Origin of the sequence: Streptomyces sp. NBC_01381, assembly GCF_026340305.1 — a bacterium.
Lineage (GTDB): Bacteria > Actinomycetota > Actinomycetes > Streptomycetales > Streptomycetaceae > Streptomyces.
Genome location: NZ_JAPEPI010000002.1, coordinates 745,862 through 768,487 on the forward strand (window position 1 = coordinate 745,862; position 22,626 = coordinate 768,487).

Genomic DNA, 22,626 nt, shown 5'->3' on the forward strand with positions numbered 1-22,626 from the left:
TAGGCTGAATCCTCATTCCAATACCGAGTTCTGCGAGGTGTTGACGTAGTGGGGGACGTGGCAAATGTGGATGTCGCAAGCCTTCCGGCATTCCCGTTTATTGGCCCGGACGACAACCCGTTCATTCCCGTCAAGGGAGCGGATCTGGAGCGACTCGAGGGGCCTGTCGGAAAAGTCCGACTTCCCTTTGGGGGCTGGGCCTGGCTGATCAGCAGGCACGACGACGTACGACAGCTTTTACGGCATACGGGGTTCAGCTCGGACCAGTACAAGACAGGGTTTCCGATACTCAACCCGATACCTCCCAAGCAGGAGGATGCATCGGGGCTGTTCATCTTCATGGACGGCGAGGAGCACAGCCGGTTCCGGCGGATGCTGACCGCCGAGTTCATGATCAAGAACATCCGGCGGATCGAGCCGCTCATCGAGGAGACGGTGGTCCAGGCGCTGGAGCGCATGCGGGAGATCGGGCCGCCCGCGGACCTGATGAACGAGTTCGCGCTCCCCGTCCCGTCGATGACGATCTGTCATCTGCTCGGAGTCCCGTACTCCGACCATGACTTCTTCCAGGATCACAGTCGCGTGATCATGGACAGGAACTCCGGTCCCGAAGAGACCCAGGCCGCCCTGGGCGCGCTCGCCGGACTCCTCGGCGACCTCATCAAGTTCAAGCGGGCCACTCCCGAGGACGACCTGCTCAGCCGGCTCGTGGTCGAGCGGGTGGACACCGGCCAGCTCCGGGAGGACGAACTCGTCAGCCTGGCCATGCTGTTGCTCGTCGCGGGCCATGAGACCACGGCCAACATGATCGGCCTCTCCGCCCTCGCGCTCCTGGAACACCCCGGGCAGCTCGACGCCCTGCGCGCGGACCCGAGCCTCGCGCCCGGCCTGGTGGAGGAGCTGCTCCGGTACATCACCGTCGTACGCACGGGACTGCCCCGCCTCGCCATGGAGGACGCCGAGATCGGCGGTCAGCAGATCAAGGCCGGCGAAGGTGTCGTGGCGATGCTGTCGATGGCCAACCGGGACCACTCGGTCTTCGAGGACCCCGACGACTTCGACCCCAAGCGGCGCGAGGCGCACCGGCACATGGCGTTCGGCTTCGGCCTGCACCAGTGCATCGGCCAGCCGCTGGCCCGGGCCGAACTGCGGGTGGCGCTGGTCGAGCTGGCCCGCCGCTTCCCGAATCTGCGCTCCGAGCTGAAGCTGGCCGATGTCCCGCAGCGTCCGATGGCCGTGACGTTCGGCGTCGCCGAGCTGCCGGTGACGTGGTGACCATGCACATCACGGTGAACAGGGAACTGTGCGCGGGCTCCGGGAACTGCGTGGTGAACGCCCCGGAGGTCTTCGACCAGGACGACACGGAGGGTCTGGTGCTGCTGCGCGTCACGCAGCCGCCCGCGGACCTGGAGCAGTCGGTCGAGCTGGCCGCCCAGCTGTGCCCGGTGGGCGCGATCGACGTCGTGCGCGAGGCGATCGCGCGCTGACGGAGTAGTGCACGATCAGTGCACGAGGCAGTGCACAGGTGAGTGCGCAAAGTAGTGCACAGGTGAGTGCACGATGTAGTGCACGGGGGAGTGCGCCGCGTTTTTGATGTTCATCGCGGATCTCGACCCGTCCTGAATTCCGCCGCCCGCCGGATCACTCTGCGGGCGGCGGTCCGGGAACGGGTCTGTCATGCCTTCATTCCATCCATTCACACGGCGAATTCCGTGAATGGTGCACCGGCATGCGCCCTTGCCCCTGTGTGTGAATTCCGCGTATCGGGAGAGCGGGAAAATCTTAACAGGGGGCGGGCAGTTGAACAGTGGAATTCAGATACGAGTTGTTGTATGCGATCCCCATCCGTACGCGCGTCTGGGTATTCGAGGGGCACTCGCGGAGGACCCCGCACTGGTCGTGGTGGGTGAGGCCGGAGATATCGGCGAACTCCTCTCGGCGGTGCATGTCTACGAACCGGATGTCGTGGTGCTCGAAGCACAGTCGCAGGCCGGCCATGTGCATGAGCTGAAGCAGGTCGACGCCGCCATGGTGGTGATCGTGTCGGACGTGGACGCCGTCGCCGACTGGGTCCGGCTGACCCAGGTCAACGTCGGCGCGCTCGTCCACAGCGACGACCCCGAGGAGGAGTTGGTGGAGGCGGTCCGCCGGGCCGGCGAAGGCACGGGCTATGTCTCGCCCGGCCTCAGCGGGGCGCTGCTCAGGTTTGTGCGCGCCACGCTGCCACGACCTCTGACGGTCGTACCCACGCACGCACCGCTGACCTCGCGTGAGTCCGAGGTGCTCCAACTGGTGCGGCGCGGCATGGCCAACAAAGAGATCGCCCGGCGGCTCGGCCTGAGCGAGAAGACCATCAAGTTCCATGTCTCCAACGTCCTTGCGAAGGCGCACATGGCGTCCAGGGCGCAGCTGATCGCGTCGGCGGCGGCCATGTGAGCGTCGGGCGCGGGCACTTGGCGAGCGGGGGGCGTACCCACGGCGTGACCGTGGGTGCGCCCCCTTCGTCATGCCCGCGTTCCGGCAAGGGCGGCTGAAAACAGCCCTGGTCGAAAGTTCTGGTTCTCGTCGGCGGCCCTGCACCGAAGCCCGGTCCGGAGCCCCATCCTCTGGCGGAAGCCCAGGTCAGGGCCGGAAACCCATACTCCGCCTATGAAGCCATCCATGTCAGGTGACCAGCGGATCGGCGGGGCCGAAGACACCGCCATCGCAGTGATCGGGGCCTCCTGCCGGGTCCCCTCGGCAGCGAACCCGGCCGAGCTCTGGCGCCTGCTGTCGGAGGGCACCGACGCCGTCACGCCCTGGCCGGCGGAGCGCGGCCCCGGACGCCGGAACTGGCGTGGTGGCTTCCTGGACGACGTACGCGGCTTTGACGCCGCCTTCTTCGGTGTGGGGCCCGACGAGGCCGCCGCCATGGACCCGCAGCAGCGGCTCGCCCTGGAGCTGGTCTGGGAGGCGATGGAGGACGCCGGTGTGCGCGACGACCGGCTGCGCGGCTCACGCACCGGCGTGTTCGTGGGCGTCTCCTCCGACGACTACGCCACGCTCGTCTCCCGTTCCCACGAAGGCCGGGCGGGCGGCGGCGAGTTGCACGACTTCACCGGGCAGCACCGCGCCGTCATCGCCAACCGGGTCTCCTGGTCGCTCGGCCTGCGGGGCCCCAGCCTGGCCGTCGACGCGGCGCAGGCCTCGTCGCTCGTCGCCGTCCACCTCGCCTGCGAGAGCATCCGCCGCGGCGAGTCCGATCTCGCCTTCGCCGGTGGCGTGAACCTGATCCTCTCGCCGGACAGCATGGTGACGACGGCCGGCCTCGGCGCGCTGTCCGTCAAGGGCCGCTGCGCCACCTTCGACGAGAGCGCCGACGGGTTCGTACGCGGTGAGGGCGGCGGAGCGGTCCTGCTCAAGCCGCTCGCCAAGGCGGTCGCCGACGGCGACCCGATCTACTGCGTCATCCAGGGCAGCGCCGTCAACAACGACGGCGGCGGCGAGCGGCTCACCGACCCCGATGTCGCCGGCCAGCGGGACGTCCTGCGCCGCGCCTACGCCGACACCCGGATCAGCCCCGACGCGGTCCAGTACGTCGAACTGCACGGCACCGGCACACCGGTCGGCGACCCCGTCGAGGCCGCCGCCGTGTCCGCCGTCATCGCCCGCGGCGCCGAGGACCGCGACTCGCTGCGGCGCGAGTCGCTGCGGGTGGGCTCGGTCAAGACGAACGTCGGCCACCTCGAGGCCGCCGCGGGCATCGTGGGCCTGCTCAAGGCCGCGCTGTCCCTGCGCCACCGCCAACTGCCGCCGAACCTGCACTTCACCACGCCCAACCCGGCGATACCCCTGGCCGAGCTGAACCTCCGTGTACAGACCGAGCTCGAAGCCTGGCCCGCCCCCGACGCCCCGCTCGTCGCGGGCGTCAGCTCGTTCGGCGTCGGCGGCACCAACTGCCATGTCGTCCTTGCCGAAGGGCCTTACACCGGCCGCCCCGACACCCCCGTAGAGCGTCCCGCCGCCGCCCGGCCGCTGCCCTGGGTGCTTTCCGCCCGCACCGCCCGCGCCCTGGACGCGCAGGCCGCCCGGCTGCTCACCCACGTCGAGGAGCGCCCGGACGCGCACGCCGCCGACATCGCACGGTCCCTCGCCGGCGGCCGGTCCACGTTCGACCACCGCGCCGTCGTCATCGGCACCGGCCGCGACGAGCTCACGGCGGGCCTTGCCCGCCTCCACGAAGAGGCGGTGCAGGGCGTCGCCACGGCCGGCAAGACGGCCTTCCTCTTCTCCGGCGGAGGCTCCCACCGCCTGGGCATGGGCCGGGAACTGTACGAGACGTACCCGGTGTTCGCTCAAGCCCTCGACGAGGTGCTCGACCACTTCGTGCCCGGCCTCGACCTGCGCGAGCTGCTGCTCGGCGGCGGCGACGACGAGGCCGCCGCACAGGCACTGGACGGCATGCGTTACATGCAGCCCGCCCTGTTCGCCTTCCAGGTCGCCCTGTACCGCCTGGTCACCTCCTGGGGCGTCACCCCGGACCTGCTCGTCGGCCACTCCTTCGGCGAGGTCGTCGCCGCCCATGTCTCCGGGGCCCTGCCGCTGGCCCACGCGGCGGCCCTCGTCGCCGCGCGGGGCGAGCTGATGGAGGGACTGCCGCCCGGCGGCGCCATGATCGCCGTCGAGGCCACCGAAGAGGAGCTGCTCGAAGCGCTCGACGGCGTCGACGACGTCTCGGTGGGCGTCGTCAACGGACCGCAGTCCGCCGTCATTTCGGGCGCCGAGGACGCCGTCACCCGGATCGCCGACGCGTTCCGTGCCCGCGGCCGGCGAACGAACCGGCTGCGCGTGCAGAATGCCGCCCACTCGCCGCTGATGGCCCCCGCCCAGGGCGAGTTCGCCCGCAGGATCCGCGGCCTCGCCGTCACCGAACCCGCCATCCCGATCGTCTCCACCGTCACCGGGCGTACGGGGGACGCCCTCACGGAGGACTACTGGATCGGCCACCTCAGCGCCACGGTCCGCTTCCACGACGCGATCGCCGCCTGCCGCGAGCAGGGCGTGACCCGGTTCGTCGAACTCGGCCCCGGCAGCGTGCTGACGCCGCTCGTCGACACCACCGGGACGGACCTCGCGGTGGCGCTACAGGACCGCGAACGCCCCGAGGCCCAGGCACTGCTCACCGGCCTCGCCGAGGCCTGGACCGCGGGCGTGCACGTCGACTGGGAACAGGCGTCCGGCGCCGCCCGCACCGTCGACCTGCCCACCTACGCCTTCCAGCGCGAGCGCTACTGGCTCGACGAACGCCCGGCTGCCCCGGCGGCCGAGCAGCACCTCAGCTCGGCGACGCTCGCCCTGCGCGAGCGCATCCGGACCGAGCCGGACGGATTCCTGGCCCGCTGGCTCGCCGACCACCTGGCCGAGACCACCGGTTCCGCCCCGGCCGACCCCGACACGACCTTCCGTGACCTGGGCTTCGACTCGGTCCTCTCTGTTCAACTGCGCAATCGCCTCGTCTCGGCGACCGGCCTGCGCATGCCCGCGAGCGTCCTCTTCGACCACCCCACGCCGAACGCCCTCGCCGCGCATCTGCACGACGAGATCGTCGGCGTACTGGACACGCCGGATGACATCCCGGCGATCACCTCTGTGCGTGCCGCCACGGACGACGACCCGGTCGTCATCGTCGGCATGGCCTGCCGGCTGCCCGACGGGATCGACTCGCCTCAGGAGCTGTGGCGGGCCGTCGCCGACGGCGTCGACGCGACATCGGAGTTCCCCACCGACCGCGGCTGGGACCTCGCGAGCCTCTACGACCCGGACCCCGCCAACCCCGGCACGACGTACGCGCGCCGCGGCGGATTCCTCGCGGGGGCGGGCGACTTCGACGCGGAGTTCTTCGGGATCAGCCCCCGCGAGGCGGCCGCGATGGACCCGCAGCAGCGGCTCCTCGTGGAGACCGCGTGGGAGGCCGTCGAACGCGCGGGCATCGACCCGAGCTCGCTGCGCGGCAGCAGGACCGGCGTCTTCGTCGGCGCCACGAACATGGAGTACGGCCCGCGCCTGAACGCCCCTGCCGACGGCACCGAGGGCTTCCGCCTCACCGGCAACACCACCAGCGTGGCATCGGGCCGCATCTCGTATCTCCTCGGCCTCGAGGGCCCGGCGCTGACGGTGGACACGGCGTGCTCGTCGTCCCTTGTCGCACTGCACCAGGCGGTGCAGTCGGTCCGCAGCGGGGAGTCCGCCCTGGCCCTGGCGGGCGGCGTGACGGTCCTGTCCACGCCGGGCATGTTCGTCGAGTTCTCCCGCCAGCGCGGCCTGGCCCCCGACGGCCGCTGCAAGCCCTTCTCCGACGACGCGGACGGCACCGGCTGGGCGGAGGGCGTCGGCCTGGTCGTCGTCGAGCGCCTCTCGGACGCGGAACGCCAGGGCCACCAGGTCCTGGCCGTCGTACGCGGCTCGGCGGTGAACCAGGACGGCGGCAGCAACGGCCTGACCGCGCCGAACGGTCCGTCCCAGCAGCGGGTCATCCGGGATGCGCTGGCCAGCGCACGGCTGACGTCGGCGGACGTCGATGTGGTCGAGGCACACGGCACGGGCACCTCGCTGGGCGACCCGATCGAGGCGCAGGCGCTGCTGGCGACGTACGGCCAAGGGCGAGATGCGGAACAGCCGTTGTGGCTGGGGTCGATCAAGTCCAACATCGGTCACACCCAGGCGGCCGCCGGTGTCGCGGGCGTCATCAAGATGGTCCAGGCGATGCGCCACGGCGTCATGCCGCGCTCGCTGCACGCCACCACGCCCTCGCGCCACGTGGACTGGAAGTCCGGCGCTGTGAGCGTGCTGACGGCACAGCAGGAGTGGACGCCCGAGCCGGAACGGCCGCGACGTTCCGCGGTGTCGTCCTTCGGCATCAGCGGCACCAACGCGCATGTGATTCTCGAAGCGGCGCCGGTGGCGGAGGAGGAGCCGTCGGCGGCTGAGCCGGTGGTGCGGGATGGCGGTGCTCTGCCGTGGGTCCTTTCGGGCCGGAGTGAGGCGGCGCTTGCGGAGCAGGCGGCGCGGCTCCTTGTCCGGGTCGGTGAGGGTGCCGGACTCGATCCGCGGGATGTCGGGTTCACGCTGGCGGAGGGGCGCGCGGTGCTTGAGCATCGGGCGGTTGTCCTTGGTGGCCGGGTGGATGAACTCGCGGCTGGGCTTGGGGAGTTGGCGGCTCGGCGGCCGGCTTCAGGGGTTGTTGCGGGGCGTGCCAAGCCCTCCGGTGGTGTGGTGTTCGTGTTCCCGGGTCAGGGTTCGCAGTGGGTGGGTATGGCGCGTGAACTCCTGGAGTTTTCGCCGGTGTTCGCGGGGCGGATGGCGGAGTGTGCTGCCGCTTTGGATCCGTACGTGGATGGCTGGTCGCTGCTGGATGTCGTGCGGGAGGGGGACGAGGGGGCCTTCCGGCGGGTTGATGTGGTGCAGCCGGTGTTGTTCGCGGTGATGGTGTCGCTGGCCGAGTTGTGGCGGTCGCTGGGCGTGCGGCCGTCTGCGGTGGTGGGTCATTCGCAGGGTGAGATCGCGGCTGCGTGTGTCGCGGGCGGACTGTCCTTGGACGATGCGGCGCGTGTCGTGGCGTTGCGCAGTCGCGCGATCCTGAAGTTGTCGGGTCGTGGCGGCATGGTGTCCGTACTGGCCCCCGAGGCGCAGGTGGTCGGCCGTCTGTCGGACGGTCTGCAGATCGCGGTCGTCAACGGCCCCGAGCAGGTCGTGGTGTCCGGTGCTCCGGACGAGCTGGATGCGCTGATGGCCGGGTGTGAGGCCGACGGGATTCAGGCGCGTCGGATCGCGGTGGATTACGCCTCGCACTCGCCGCAGGTCGAGGACTTGAAGGCCGAGCTGCTGGACGTACTCGATGGGATTGAGCCGCGTACGGGTCAAGTCCCGTTGTTCTCAACGGTGTCGGGTGAACTGATCGATACGGCGTCGATGGATGCGGAGTACTGGTTCACCAATCTCCGTCAGACCGTCCGGTTCGACGCGGCGCTGGATTCGCTGCTTGAGGCCGGGCACCGCGTCTTCGTCGAGGCGAGTCCGCACCCCGTCCTGGCGGGTGCGGTCACCCAGGCCGCGGAGGGAAGCGGCGTCGACGGTGTGACCGCGGTCGGCACTCTCCGTCGTGAAGAGGGCGAAGAGGCACGGCTGTTGCAGAACCTGGCCGAGGTGTTCGTGGCCGGTGTGGACGTGGACTGGTCGGCGTGGCTTCAGGGCGGGCGGCTCGTGGAGTTGCCGACGTACGCCTTCCAGCGGCGTCGTCACTGGCTGGCCGCGGGCCGGTCCGTGGTGGACGCGGCCGGGCTCGGGCTGAATGCCACCGGGCATCCGCTGCTCGGGGCCGCTGTGCGCCTCGCCTCGCAGGACGGGCTTGTCCTGACCGGTCAGCTGTCGTTGCACACCCATGCGTGGCTTGCGGACCACGCGGTCTTCGGCACGGTCATCCTGCCGGGCACCGCCTTCGTCGAGCTGGCGTTGCACGCCGGTGGCGAGGTCGGCTGCGGGGTGCTTGAGGAGCTGACGCTTGAGCGGCCGCTGGTGCTTGCGCCGGACGCGGTGGTCGCGGTGCAAGTGTCGGTGGGCGTCCCGGATGACGCGGGGCACCGGTCTGTCGCCGTGCACTCGCGTGTCCAGGGCGCCGACGAGGACGCGGGGGCCGAGTGGGTCCGGCATGCCGTGGGTGTGCTGGTGGCCGAGCCCGTGGTGACGGAGGAGGAGCGGCTGGAGGGTGCTTGGCCGCCCGCCGGTGCTCAGCGGGTCGACGTCGACGACGCGTACGAGCTGCTTGCCGGGGTGGGATACGGATACGGGCCGGTGTTCCAGGGCCTGCACGCCGTGTGGAGCGCGGGCGAAGAGCTGTTCGCCGAGGTGCGGCTGCCGGCCGAGGCCGATGAGTTCGGTGTCCACCCGGCGCTGCTCGACGCCGCGCTGCATCCGCTCCTCGACGGCGAGCTGTGGGTGCCGTTCTCCTGGAGCGGGGTGCGGCTGCACTCGGTGGGCGCTGCGGCGCTGCGGGTGCGGTTGTCGCGGCGGGCCGACGGTTCCGTGCGGCTCGCGGTGTTCGACGGTGCCGGGCTGCCGGTGGTGACCGTGGACGAGCTGCGGTTGCAGCGGATGTCGCGGGAGCAGTTGGGCTCGGCGGTGGCCGGAGATCCGTTGTACGAGGTGCGGTGGACCGATGTGCCGGTGCCGGACGTCTCGGGGGGTGTGCCGTCGGAGGTCGTGGTCGAGTACGTCGAGCCCGGTGGGGACGTCCGTGCGAGCGTGGCCGAGGTCCTTGGGGCGGTCCAGCGGTTCCTGGCCGATGCGGCCGACGGTGACGCGCGGCTGGCTGTCGTCACCCGGGGTTCGGTCATGGCGGAGCCGGATCCGGCCACCGCGGCGGTGTGGGGTCTGCTGCGTTCGGCGCAGGCCGAGCACCCCGGGCGCATGGTGGTCGTGGATGTGCCCGCCGGTGGGGATGCTGAAGCCGCCGTGGCGCTGGCTCTCGCTTCCGGGGAGCCTCAAGTCGCCCTGGTTGATGGGCGGTTGTGCGTACCGAGGCTGGCCACCGTTGCCCCGGAAGCGGCGACCGCGCCGGACTTCAAGCCGGACGGCACCGTACTGATCACCGGCGCGAGTGGGGCGCTGGGTCAGTTGGTGGCTCGGCACCTGGTCTCCGGGTACGGGGTGCGGCATCTGTTGCTGGTCAGTCGTCGGGGTGCCGAGGGCTCGGAGGGGTTGGCCGCCGAGCTGACCGATGCGGGCGCGACGGTGGGCTTCGCCGCCTGCGATGTGGCCGACCGCGAGGGCCTTACGGCGGCGCTCACCGGCATTCCCGCCGAGCATCCGCTGACCGCCGTCATCCACGCGGCGGGCGTACTCGACGACGGCATCGTCACCGCCCTGACGCCCGAGCAGATCGACAGGGTGATGCGGCCGAAGGTCGACGGTGCGCGGCTGCTCGACGAGCTGACGCGAGACGCCGATCTCGCCGCCTTCGTGCTGTTCTCGTCGGCGGCCGGTGTGATGGGAACGGCCGGGCAGGGCAACTACGCGGCTGCCAATGCCTTCCTGGACGCACTCGCCCACCAGCGCCGGGCCGAAGGGCTCGCGGCCACGTCGATGGCCTGGGGCCTGTGGACCAGTGACAGCGCGATGACCGCGCACCTGGACGAGGCAGACCTGGCCCGGCTGTCGCGCAGCGGCCTGGGTTCGATGTCGACCTCCCAGGGCCTGGCGCTCTTCGACGCGGCCCTTGCGGCCGACCGGGCGACCGTTGTCCCGGCCCGCCTCGACCTGCCCGCCCTGCGCAACCGGGCGGCGCGGGACAACCTGCCCGCGGTCTTCAAGTCCCTGGTCCGGGCTCCCGTACGCCGTGCGGTGGCGCCCAGCGCGGAAAAGGCCTCGTCCTGGGCCGGCCGGATGGCGGCTCTGGACGACGCGGACCGTGCGGCGGCGCTGCTCGAACTCGTGGGCGCGCAGGTGTCGTTGGTCCTCGGCCATGGCTCGGCGTCCTCGGTGGAGGCCGACCGTGCCTTCCGCGACCTGGGCTTCGATTCGCTGACCGGGCTTGAGCTGCGGCAGCGGCTGCAGAGCGCGACGGGGCTGCGGCTGCCGTCCACGCTGGTCTTCGACTACCCGACGCTGACCGCGCTGGTCGGCTTCCTGGAGGAGCAGATCCAGGGCACCGCCACCGGCTCCGCCCTTCCTGTGGCGGTGGTGGCCGCCACGGACGACGACCCGGTCGTCATCGTCGGCATGGCCTGCCGGCTGCCCGACGGGATCGACTCGCCGCAGGAGTTGTGGCAGGCGACGCTCGACGGCGTCGACGCGATCACCGAGTTCCCCGCCGACCGCGGCTGGGACCTGGCGGGCCTCTACGACCCCGACCCGGGCCACCTCGGCACGAGCTACTCCCGCCGGGGCGGATTCCTGACCGGTGCCGGTGACTTCGACGCGGAGTTCTTCGGCATCAGCCCGCGCGAGGCCGCCGCGATGGACCCGCAGCAGCGGCTCCTCCTGGAGACCGCGTGGGAGGCCCTGGAACGGACCGGCATCGACCCGACCTCGCTGCGGGGCAGCAGGACCGGCGTCTTCGCCGGCCTGATGTACCACGACTACGGCTCCTGGCTCGCGGAGGCGACCGAGGACGTCGAGGGCCTGCTGATCACCGGCAACAGCGGTGGTGTCGCCTCGGGGCGCATCTCGTACCAACTGGGCCTGGAAGGGCCCGCGTTGACGGTGGACACGGCATGCTCGTCGTCCCTTGTCGCACTGCACCTGGCGGCGCAGGCGCTGCGCAATGGCGAGTGCTCGCTTGCGTTGGCCGGTGGCGTGACGGTGATGTCGACCCCGACGACGTTCGTCGAGTTCTCCCGCCAGCGGGCGATGTCGGTGGACGGCCGCTGCAAGGCGTTCTCCGACGACGCCGACGGTGCGGGCTGGTCGGAGGGGGTCGGCCTGCTGGTGGTCGAGCGGCTCTCGGACGCGCGACGCAACGGACACCCCGTCCTGGCAGTCGTGCGTGGCTCGGCGGTCAACCAGGACGGCGGCAGCAACGGCCTGACCGCGCCGAACGGTCCGTCCCAGCAGCGGGTCATCCGGGATGCGCTGGCCAGCGCGCGCCTGACGTCGACCGATGTGGATGTGGTCGAGGCGCACGGCACGGGTACGTCGCTGGGCGACCCGATCGAGGCGCAGGCGCTGTTGGCAACGTACGGCCAAGGGCGTGACGAGGACCGGCCGTTGTGGCTCGGCTCGGTGAAGTCCAACATCGGTCACACCCAGGCGGCTGCCGGTGTCGCGGGCATCATCAAGATGGTCCAGGCGATGCGGTACGGCACCATGCCGCGCACCCTGCACGCGGCCACCCCCTCCCACCACGTCGACTGGACCGAGGGCCAGGTCAAGCTCCTCACGGAGAACCAGCCGTGGCCGGAGAGCGACCGCCCGCGCCGGTCCGGTGTGTCCTCCTTCGGTATCGGCGGGACGAACGCGCACGTAATCCTGGAGGCCGCCCCGGTCGAGGATGCCGAGCTGGCGTCGGCCGACGAGGCCGTTCCCGCTCTGCCGGAGGCCCCCGCCGTCGTGGACGCACCGGCGGTCCCGTGGGTCCTTTCGGGCCGGAGCGAGGCGGCGCTCGCGGAGCAGGCGGCGCGGCTCCTTGCCCGGGTCGGTGAGGGTGCCGAACTCGATCCGCGGGATGTCGGGTTCACGCTGACGGCGGGGCGTGCGGTGCTTGAGCACCGGGCCGTGGTCCTCGGCAGCGACGAGACCGAACTGACAGAAGAGCTCGCGGAGTTGGCGGCTGGTCGTGCGGCGACGGGAGTCGTCGCGGGGCGCGCAACGTCCTCCGGTGGTGCCGTGTTTGTGTTCCCGGGTCAGGGTTCGCAGTGGGTTGGTATGGCGCGTGAACTCCTGGAGTTTTCGCCGGTGTTCGCGGGGCGGATGGCCGAGTGTGCTGCCGCCTTGGATCCGTACGTCGATGGCTGGTCGCTTCTCGATGTCGTGCGGGAGGGGGATGAGGAGGCCTTCCGGCGGGTTGATGTGGTGCAGCCGGTGCTCTTCGCGGTGATGGTGTCGCTGGCTGAGCTGTGGCGGTCGCTGGGTGTGCGGCCTGCTGCCGTGGTCGGGCACTCCCAGGGGGAGATCGCGGCCGCGTGTGTCGCGGGCGGACTGTCCCTCGACGATGCGGCGCGTGTCGTGGCGTTGCGCAGTCGCGCGATCCTGAAGTTGTCGGGTCGTGGCGGCATGGTGTCCGTACTGGCCCCCGAGGCGCAGGTGGTCGGCCGTCTGTCGGACGGTCTGCAGATCGCGGTCGTCAACGGCCCCGAGCAGGTCGTGGTGTCCGGTGCTCCGGACGAGCTGGACGCGCTGATGGCGGGCTGTGAGGCCGACGGCATCCAGGCGCGTCGTATCGCCGTGGACTACGCCTCGCACTCCCCGCAGGTCGAGGACTTGAAGGCCGAGCTGCTGGACGTACTCGATGGGATCGAGCCGCGCACGGGTCAAGTCCCGCTGTTCTCAACGGTGTCGGGTGAGCTGATCGACACGGCGTCGATGGATGCGGAGTACTGGTTCACCAATCTCCGTCAGACCGTCCGGTTCGACGCGGCGCTGGATTCGCTGCTTGAGGCCGGACACCGCGTCTTCGTCGAGTCCAGCCCCCACCCCGTCCTGTCAGGCGCCGTCACCCAGGCCGCCGAGGGCGCGGGCACGGCCGGTGTGACCGCGGTGGGCACCCTCCGCCGTGGTGAGGACGAGCGGGCGCGTCTGCTGCGCAGTCTGGCCGAGGTGTTCGTCGCCGGTGTGGACGTGGACTGGTCGGCGTGGCTCCAGGGCGGGCGGCTCGTGGAGTTGCCGACGTACGCCTTCCAGCGGCGACGTCACTGGCTGCCCGCCGGGCGGTCCGTGGTGGACGCGGCCGGGCTCGGGCTGCACCCGGCCGGGCATCCGCTGCTCGGCGCGGCCGTGCGCCTCGCGGGCGGCGACGACAGCATCGTGCTCACCGGGCGGATATCCCGGGCCACGCACCCCTGGCTGGAGGATCACGCCGTCTTCGGCACGGTGCTGCTTCCCGGAACCGCCTTTGTGGAGATGGCACTTCGCGCGGGCGACGAGGCCGGCTGTCAGATGCTTGAGGAGCTGACGCTTGAGCGGCCGCTGGTGCTTGCGCCAGACGCGCTGGTCGCGGTGCAGGTGTCGGTGGGGGCCCCGGACGATGCGGGGCGCCGGCCCGTCGCCGTGCACTCCCGCGTCCAGGACGCGGACACGGGCACGGACACGGGCATGGGTACGGGCCTGGAGTGGGTCCGGCACGCCGTGGGTGTGCTGGCCGCGGGTCCCGTGGCGGCGGAGGAGCGTCTTGACGGTGCGTGGCCGCCCGCCGGTGGTCAGCGCGTGGACGCGTCCGATGCGTACGAGCTTCTGGCCGGCCTGGGGTATGGGTACGGTCCTGCCTTCCGTGGCCTGCGTGCGCTGTGGCGGGACGGCGACGAGATGTACGCCGAGGTCCAACTGCCCGTGGAACCCGACGCGTTCGGAGTTCACCCGGCACTCCTCGATGCCGCGCTGCATCCGCTGCCGTCGGGTGACATGAAGGTGCCGTTCTCCTGGAGCGGGGTGCGGCTGCACTCGGTGGGTGCGTCCGCCGTGCGGGTCCGTCTGTCGCCGTGTGGTGACGGGGCCGTACGCGTGGCGGTGTTCGACGGTGCCGGGCTGCCGGTGGTGACCGTGGACGAGCTGCGGTTGCAGCCGATGTCGCAGGAGCAGTTGGGCTCGGCGGTGGCCGCCGACCCGCTGTTCGAGGTGCGGTGGACCGATGTGCCGGTGCCGGACGCCTCCGGAGGCGTGCCGTCGGAGGTTGTCATCGAGCACGTCGAGCCCGGCGGTGACGTCCGTACGAGCGTGGCGGCAGTCCTTGACTCGGTCCAGCGGTTCCTGGCCGAAGCGGCCGACAGTGACGCGCGGCTGGCCTTTGTCACCCGGGGCTCGGTCATGGCGGAGCCCGACCCAGCCACCGCGGCCGTATGGGGTCTGCTGCGTTCGGCGCAGGCCGAGCACCCCGGACGCATGGTGGTCGTCGACACGGTCGAAGACGGGGACCCCGAGGACGCCGTGGCACTGGCCCTTGCCTCCGGGGAGCCTCAAGTGGCCCTCCGTGACGGGCGGTTGTGCGTGCCGAGGCTCGTCACCGTCGCCCCGGAAGCGGCGACAGCCCCGGACTTCAAGCCGGACGGCACCGTACTGATCACCGGCGCGGGCGGCGCGCTCGGCAAGCTGGTGGCCCGGCATCTGGTCGCCGAGTACGGCGTACGGCATCTGCTGCTGGTCAGCCGTCGCGGCGCCGAGGGCTCGGAGGAGCTGGCCGCCGAGCTGACCGATGCGGGCGCGTCGGTGGCCTTCGCCGCCTGCGATGTGGCCGACCGCGAGGGCCTCACGGCGGCGCTCACCGGCATTCCCGCCGAGCACCCGCTGACCGCCGTCATCCACGCGGCGGGCGTACTCGACGACGGCATCGTCACCGCCCTGACCCCGGAACGCCTCGACACGGTGATGCGGCCCAAGGTCGACGGCGCCCTGCTCCTGGACGAGTTGACCCGGGAGCTGGATCTGGATCTGGCCGCCTTCGTCCTGTTCTCGTCCGCGGCCGGGGTGATGGGCACGGCCGGACAGGGCAACTACGCGGCGGCCAACGCCTTCCTGGACGCGCTCGCCCACCAGCGCCGGGCCGCCGGACTGCAGGCCACCTCCATGGCGTGGGGTCTGTGGACCAGCGACAGCGCGATGACCGCGCACCTGGACGACGCCGACCTGGCCCGGCTCACCCGTGGCGGTCTCGCGCCGATGTCGCCGGTCCAGGGCCTCGCGCTCTTCGACGCGGCTCTGGCCGCCGACCGGGCGACGCTGTTCCCGGCGCGCCTCGACCTGCCCGCCCTGCGCAACCAGGCGGCGCAGGACAGCCTGCCCGCCGTCTTCAAGTCCCTGGTCCGAGGGCCGGCCCGCCGTGCGGCCGCCGTCGGTGACGGGCAGGCGTCGTCGTGGGCCGCGGACATGGCCGCCCTGGACGACGCCGACCGCACCGCGGCACTGCTCGAACTCGTGGGCGCGCAGGTGTCGTTGGTCCTCGGCCATGGCTCGGCGTCCTCCGTCGACGCCGACCGTGCCTTCCGTGACCTGGGCTTCGACTCGCTGACCGGGCTTGAGCTGAGGCAGCGGCTGCAGAGCGCGACAGGTCTGCGGCTGCCGTCCACGCTGGTCTTCGACTATCCGACGCTGAGCACCCTGGTGGGCTTCCTCGGCGAGCAGGTGCAGGGCACCGCGACGGGGCCGACGAGCCCCGTGACGGTCGGCGCGGCCACGGACACGGACGACGACCCGATCGTCATCGTCGGCATGGCCTGCCGGCTGCCCGACGGGATCGACTCGCCTCAGGAGTTGTGGCAGGCGGCCCTCGATGGTGTCGACGCGACCGGCGAGTTCCCTGCCGACCGCGGCTGGGATCTGGCGGGCCTCTACGACCCGGACCCGGATCACCCCGGTACGACGTACTCCCGTCGCGGCGGCTTCCTCACCGGAGCGGGCGACTTCGACGCCGAGTTCTTCGGGATCAGCCCGCGCGAGGCGACGGCGATGGACCCGCAGCAGCGACTGCTCGTGGAGACCGCGTGGGAGGCCCTGGAGCGGACGGGCATCGACCCGACCTCGCTGCGGGGCAGCAGGACCGGAGTCTTCGCCGGCCTGATGCCGATGGAGTACGGGCCGCCGCTGTACGAGCCGATCGAGGGCATGGACGGCTTCCGCATGCTCGGCAACTCGTCGAGCGTGGCGTCGGGCCGCATCTCCTACCTCCTCGGCCTCGAGGGCCCGGCGATGACGGTGGACACCGCCTGCTCGTCGTCGCTTGTCGCGCTGCATCTGGCGGCGCAGGCCCTGCGCAACGGGGAGTGCAGCCTCGCCCTTGCCGGTGGTGTGACGGTGATGTCGACGCCGACGACGTTCGTGGAGTTCTCCCGGCAGCGGGCGATGTCTCCCGACGGCCGCTGCAAGGCGTTCTCGGACGACGCCGACGGTGCGGGCTGGTCGGAGGGGGTCGGCCTGCTCGTGGTCGAGCGGCTCTCCGACGCGCGGCGCAATGGACACCCCGTCCTGGCCGTCGTACGCGGTTCGGCGGTGAACCAGGACGGCGGCAGCAATGGCCTGACCGCCCCCAACGGCCCCTCGCAGCAGCGCGTCATCCGGGATGCGCTGAGCAGTGCGCGGCTGACATCTGCCGACGTGGACGTCGTAGAAGGACACGGCACCGGCACGTCCCTCGGCGACCCCATCGAGGCGCAGGCGCTGCTCGCCACGTACGGTCAAGGGCGGGACGAGGAGCGGCCGTTGTGGCTCGGCTCGGTCAAGTCCAACATCGGTCACACGCAGGCCGCGGCGGGCGTCGCGGGCATCATCAAGATGGTGTACGCGATGCGGTACGGCGTCATGCCGCGCACCCTGCACGCGTCCACGCCCTCGCGCCACGTCGACTGGGAGGCCGGCGCCGTCAGCGTACTGACGGACCATCAGGAGTGGCCCGAGGTCGACCGGCCGCGCCGCTCGGCGGTCTCGTCCTTCGGCATCAGCGGGACCAACGCACACGTCATCCTCGAAGCCGCGCCCGAGGACACCGAGACGCAGGAACAGGAGCGGGAGCAGGCGCCGGACGTGCCGGTGATCCCCTGGGCGCTGTCGGCGAAGACCCCCGCCGGAGTGCGGCGGCAGGCCGCACGGCTGCTCGCGCGGATCACCGATGACCCCGGACTCGACCCCCGGGACGTCGGATACACCCTCGCAGCGGGTCGCGCGCTGATGGACCACCGGGCCGTGGTCCTCGGCGCCGGGCGCGACGAGCTGACCGGCGGTCTCGCCGCCGTCGCCCGGGGCGACGAGACGCCGGGCGCCGTCGTCGGACCGGCCCGCGCCGCCGGACCGGGCGGGCTCGCGCTCGTCTTCTCCGGACAGGGCTCGCAGCGGGCCGGAATGGGCCGCGAACTGCACGGGCTCTACCCGGTGTTCGCCGAGGCCTTCGACGCCGTGTGCGCCGCCGTCGACGAGCACCTCGACGGGCACGCCGAACACCCGCTGCGTGACGTCGTGTTCGCCCCCGCCGAATCCCCGCTCGCCTCGCTCCTCCAGCAGAGCATGTACACGCAGACCGGCCTGTTCGCGCTTGAGGTCGCGCTCCTCGCGCTGCTGAAGGAATGGGGGGTCACACCCGAGTACGTCATGGGCCACTCCCTGGGCGAGATCACCGCGGCGTACGCGGCGGACGTGCTCTCGCTGGCCGACGCGTGCGCCCTCGTCGCGGCGCGCGGCCGGCTGATGCAGGCCCTGCCGGAAGGCGGGGCGATGGTCGCCATCGCCGTCGACGAGCGGACGGCCCACGCGTACATCGAGCAGGCCGGACTGGAAGGTCAGGCCGGGATCGCCGCCGTCAACGGCCCCGAGGCCGTGGTGGTTTCGGGCGAAGAGTCCGCGGCGGAGGCCGTCGCCGGGCACTTCCGTGCCGCCGGGCACCGGGTGCGCCGCCTCTCCGTGTCGCACGCGTTCCACTCGCACCGCATGGACGCGATGCTCGACGATTTCGCCCACGTGCTGGAAGGCCTGTCCTTCCAGGCGCCGAAGATCCCCGTCGTCTCGAACGTCACCGGCGGCCCGGTCGACCCCGAGCGTCTCTGCACCCCGCAGTACTGGGTGGAGCACGTCCGCGGGGCCGTACGGTTCGCCGACGGCGTCCGGCACCTCGCCGACCAGGGAGTCACCACCTACCTGGAGGTCGGGCCCGAGGCCGTGGTCACCCCGATGGTGCACGCCACCCTCGACCCGGCCCTCGGTGACGACGGGTACGTCGCCGTCGCCACCCTCAAGTCCGGTCAGCCGGAGCCCCTCGCGCTCACCCGGGCGCTCGCCCAGCCGTTCGTGTCCGGGGTGCCGGTGGCGTGGGACCGGCTGCTGCCCGGCGGACGCCGCACCGAACTGCCGGGCTACTCCTTCGCGGGGCAGCGCTACTGGCAGGACGCGGCCGAGTCGACGGCCGGGATCCGCGCCGCCGGTCTGAACGCCACCCGGCACCCGCTGCTCGGCGCCGCCGTGTTCCTCGCCGACGGCCAGGCGGTGCTCACCGGCCGGGTGCTGCCCGGGGCGCACCCCTGGCTCGCCGACCATGCGGTGGCCGGCACGGTCCTGCTGCCCGGCACGGCCTTCCTCGACCTGGCGCTGTACGCCGGTGACGAGGTGGGCTGCCCCCTCGTCGAGGAACTGACCCTGGAGACACCCCTGGTGCTGCCGGCCGACGCCGCCGTGTACCTCCAGGTCGTCGTCGGCGCCCCGGACGACGAGGGCCGCAGGTCCCTCACCGTCCACTCGTCGCCCACCACGCCGACCTCCGGCACCGAGCCGCTGGTCCGGCACGCGACGGGCACGCTGTCCGCGCGGGCCGCGCACCCGGCCGAGGTGTGGGACTGGCCGCCGGCCGACGCCGAGCCGATCCCGGTCGACGGTCTGTACGAGGACCTGGCCGAGCGCGGATACGGGTACGGCCCGGTGTTCCAGGGCCTGCGCACGGTCCGTCGTACGGCGGACGCCCTCTACGCGGAGGTCGAACTGCCCGCACAGCCGGGCGCGTTCGGCATCCACCCGGCGCTGCTCGACGCCGCGCTGCACGCCGTCACGCTCGGAGTGCCGTCGCTGAGCGGCGCCGAGGGCGCGGCGCCGCTGCTTCCGTTCTCCTGGACGGGCGTGACGATGGAGGCGTCCGGAGCGAGCGCGGTACGGGTCCGGCTCACCGCCGCCGGGGACGGCGCGGTGTCCCTGGCCGCCGTCGACGCGACGGGGCGCCCCGTCATCACCGTGGACGGGCTGCTGCTGCGGCCCATGTCCTCGGCGTCCGTAGCGGCACCGGACCTGGACGGCGGGCTCCAACTGCGGTGGCGCGCCCTGCCGGTGGACACGGACGGGGCCGCCCCGGCGGTCACCGTCGTCGACGTGGAGCCCGGCGACGTACACGCAAGGACGGCCGAGGTGCTGCAGCGCGTGCAGCGCTTCCTCGCCGAGTCGGCCGACGGGGGCGCGCGGCTCGCCGTGGTCACCCGGGGCGCCGTGATGGAGCAGCCCGATCCGGCCACCGCGGCCGTGTGGGGCCTGCTGCGCTCGGCCCAGGCCGAGCACCCGGGCCGGCTGCTGATCGTCGACGTGGACACCCGGTCGGACGCGGCTGTCGCTGCGGCCGTCGCCGCGGCTGTCGCTTCCGGCGAACCTCAGGTCGCCGTACGCGACGGGCAGGTGTTCGCACCGAGGCTCGTCCGCTCCACGGCGCCGACCCTGACACTGCCGGACGCCCCGCAGTGGCGGCTGGCGACGACGGGTGACGGCAGCCTTGCCGTCACCGCTGAACCGGCGCCCGCCGCCCCGCTTGGCCCGCACGAGATCCGGGTGGCGATGCGGGCCGCCGGGATCGCCCGCGACGACCTGACCGCCGGGACCGGTACGCCGGGCACCGGGGGCGCTGGTGTCGTGACGGAGGCCGGTGCGGCCGTCACCGGCGTGGCCGTGGGCGACCGCGTGTGGGGCGTGTTCCCGCAGGGCGGCGCCCTGGGCCGGGCGGCGGTCACCGACCACCGTTCCGTGGCCCGCGTCCCGCGGGGCGTGAACTTCGCCGAGGCCGCGGCGCTCCCGCGGGCCTTCCTCACCGCCTGGCACGCCTTGGTGGACGAGGCGGAACTGCGCTCCGGGCAACGGGTGTTGATCCACTCCGGCGGCGACGCCATCGGCCTCGCCGCGGTCCAGATCGCCCGCCACCTGGGCGCCGAGGTGTTCGCCACCGCGCCCCGGACGGCGTGGGACACCCTGCGCGACAGCGGCCTCGACGCGGCGCACATCGCCGAACCGGAGGCCGGCGACATCGTGCGGAAGGTGCCCATGGGCCTGGACGTGATCCTGGCCCAGGAGGGGAGCAGCAGGGACACCGACGCCTCGGCGGCGCTGCTCGCCGAGGGGGGCCGGTTCGTGGCTGTGGGCACTGGCTCGGTGACCGGCGCAGGCACGGGCTCGGCCGTCGGCGCCGGCACTGGCGCCGTCCCGGCCTCGGCCACCGACGCCGACTCGCCCTCGGCCCCTGGCGCCGACTCGCCGTCGGCCACCGACGCCGACTCGGCCTCGGCCCCTGGCGCCGACTCGCCGTCGGCCGTCGGTGGTGTATCGGCCTCGGCCGCTGGCGCCGACTGGACCCCGGCCGTCGGTGGTGTATCGGCCTCGGCCCCTGGCGCCGACTCGCCGTCGGCCGTCGGTGGTGTATCGGCCTCGGCCGCTGGCGCCGACTGGACCCCGGCCGTCGGTGGTGTATCGGCCTCGGCCACTGACGCCGACTGGACCCCGGCCATCGGTGGCGTCCCGGCCTCGGCCACTGACGCCGACTCGACGACGACTGCCGGTGCCGACCCGACGCCGACGCCGACGCCGACCCTGACCCCGACCACCGCCTCCGACCCGACCCCTCCCACCGCCATCGACACCACCCGGCAGCAAGCCGTCATCGCCGAACTCGGCGGGCTCTTCGCCACCGGCGCGCTGCGTCCGGTGCCGGTCACGGCGTACGACATCCGTGCCGCGGCCGACGCCTACCGTCGGCTCGGCGAGGGCGGGCAGACCGGCGGCTCGGTCCTGACCCTTCCCCGTCCGCTCGACCCGGAAGGCACCGTCGTCGTCACCGGCGCGAGCGGCACCCTGGGCCGGCTCGTCCTGCGGCGGCTCGTCTCCGAGCACGGCGTACGCAACGTCCTGCTGCTCAGCCGCAGCGGCGGCGATGCACCGAGCGACCTGGTGGACAGCGGCGTACGGGTGGACTCGGTGGCCTGCGACGTCGCGGACCGTGAGCAGCTCGCCCGCGCCCTGGCCCGCATCCCCGCGGAGCATCCGCCGACCGCCGTGGTGCACACGGCCGGAGTCCTCGACGACGGGGTCCTCGAAGCCCTGACGCCCGAGCGGCTCGCCACCGTGCTGCGCCCGAAGGCGGACGCGGTCGACGCCCTGCACGAACTGACCGCCGACGCGGACCTCGCGGCCTTCGTGGTGTTCTCGTCGGTGGCCGGTGTCCTCGGCTCGGCAGGGCAGGCGAACTACGCCGCCGCCAACGCCTACCTGGACGCGTTCGCCGCCCGCCGGCACGCGGCGGGACGGCCCGCGGTCTCCATCGCCTGGGGCATGTGGACGCAGTCCAGCACGATGACGGCCGGACTCGGCACCGCCGACCTCGGCCGGATCGCCCGCACCGGACTGCTGCCCACCGCGACCGACGAGGGCCTCGCCGCCTTCGACCGGGCGCTCGCCGGCGCCCTGCCCAACGTCGTGCCGGTACGCGTCGACACCGCCGCGCTCCGTGCCGCCGAGTCCGTACCGCCGCTCCTGCGGGACCTGGCACCCGCCCCGAACCGGCGGGCCGCGGCGGGCGTCGCGGCGGCGCGGGACGAGTCCCTGGAGAGCAGGCTGCGCGGCCTTCCGGCCGAGCAGCAGCGCACCCTCCTGCTCGACCTGGTCCTGACCGACGTCGCCCTGGTGCTCGGGCACAGCGACCCGCGCGGCGTCTCCGCCGAAGGGGCCTTCCGCGACCTGGGCTTCGACTCGCTGACCGCCGTCGAACTCCGCAACAGGATCAACACCCGTACGGGCGTGAAGCTGAGCGCGACCGCGGTCTTCGACCACCCGAGCCCGCTCGCCCTCGTCGACCATCTGCTCGGCCGCATCGCCCCGGCGCCCGCCGACCCGCGGGACACCGAGGAGCCGGACTACGAGCGGGTCATGGCCGACCTCACCAGGATCAGGAGCCACCTGGCCGCACTGGAGCTCACCCGCGCGCAACGAGTCGCGCTGGCCGAGACCGTCCGCGGCATGTCGGAGCCATGGACGAACGGAGAGTCCATGGCGCGTGCGGCCGGGGACCCGGCACCGGCCGCCCTCGAATCCGCGTCCGCGGCGGAAGTCCTCGACTTCGTCACCAACAGCCTCGGCATCTCCATCTCCGGCGACGCAACCCCTGGCGACGCAAGCACCGGCGACGCAACCGACGGCGACGCATCGCCCACCGACCCGAGTTGAGAGTGA

The 22,626-nt window shown here is 72.4% G+C and carries 4 protein-coding genes; all 4 read left to right on the forward strand.

Going from position 1 to position 22,626, the window contains the following annotated elements; translation table 11 throughout:
* The first annotated feature begins 66 nt into the window (after positions 1-66).
* Positions 67-1,275 carry a cytochrome P450 gene (locus tag OG453_RS25190; RefSeq protein ID WP_323178713.1) on the forward strand — a complete coding sequence of 403 codons (1,209 nt, stop codon included), beginning with the start codon at positions 67-69 and terminating at the stop codon, positions 1,273-1,275.
* Between the two features lie 2 nt (positions 1,276-1,277).
* Entirely contained in the window at positions 1,278-1,487 is a 210-nt protein-coding gene (locus OG453_RS25195) for a ferredoxin (protein WP_266870746.1), read from the forward strand.
* 415 nt (positions 1,488-1,902) lie between these two features.
* Positions 1,903-2,436 carry a response regulator transcription factor gene (locus tag OG453_RS25200; protein WP_266870747.1) on the forward strand — a complete coding sequence of 178 codons (534 nt, stop codon included), beginning with the start codon at positions 1,903-1,905 and terminating at the stop codon, positions 2,434-2,436.
* A gap of 225 nt (positions 2,437-2,661) precedes the next feature.
* Positions 2,662-22,620 (forward strand): type I polyketide synthase, encoded by a 19,959-nt coding sequence (locus OG453_RS25205; RefSeq protein WP_266870748.1) that lies wholly within the window; start codon positions 2,662-2,664, stop codon positions 22,618-22,620.
* The last annotated feature ends 6 nt before the right edge of the window (positions 22,621-22,626 follow it).

Coding starts and splice junctions, on each gene's coding strand:
- OG453_RS25205 (WP_266870748.1), top strand. CDS start 2,662: ATGTCAGGTGACCAGCGGATCGGCGGGGCCGAAGACACCGCCATCGCA.
- OG453_RS25195 (WP_266870746.1), top strand. CDS start 1,278: ATGCACATCACGGTGAACAGGGAACTGTGCGCGGGCTCCGGGAACTGC.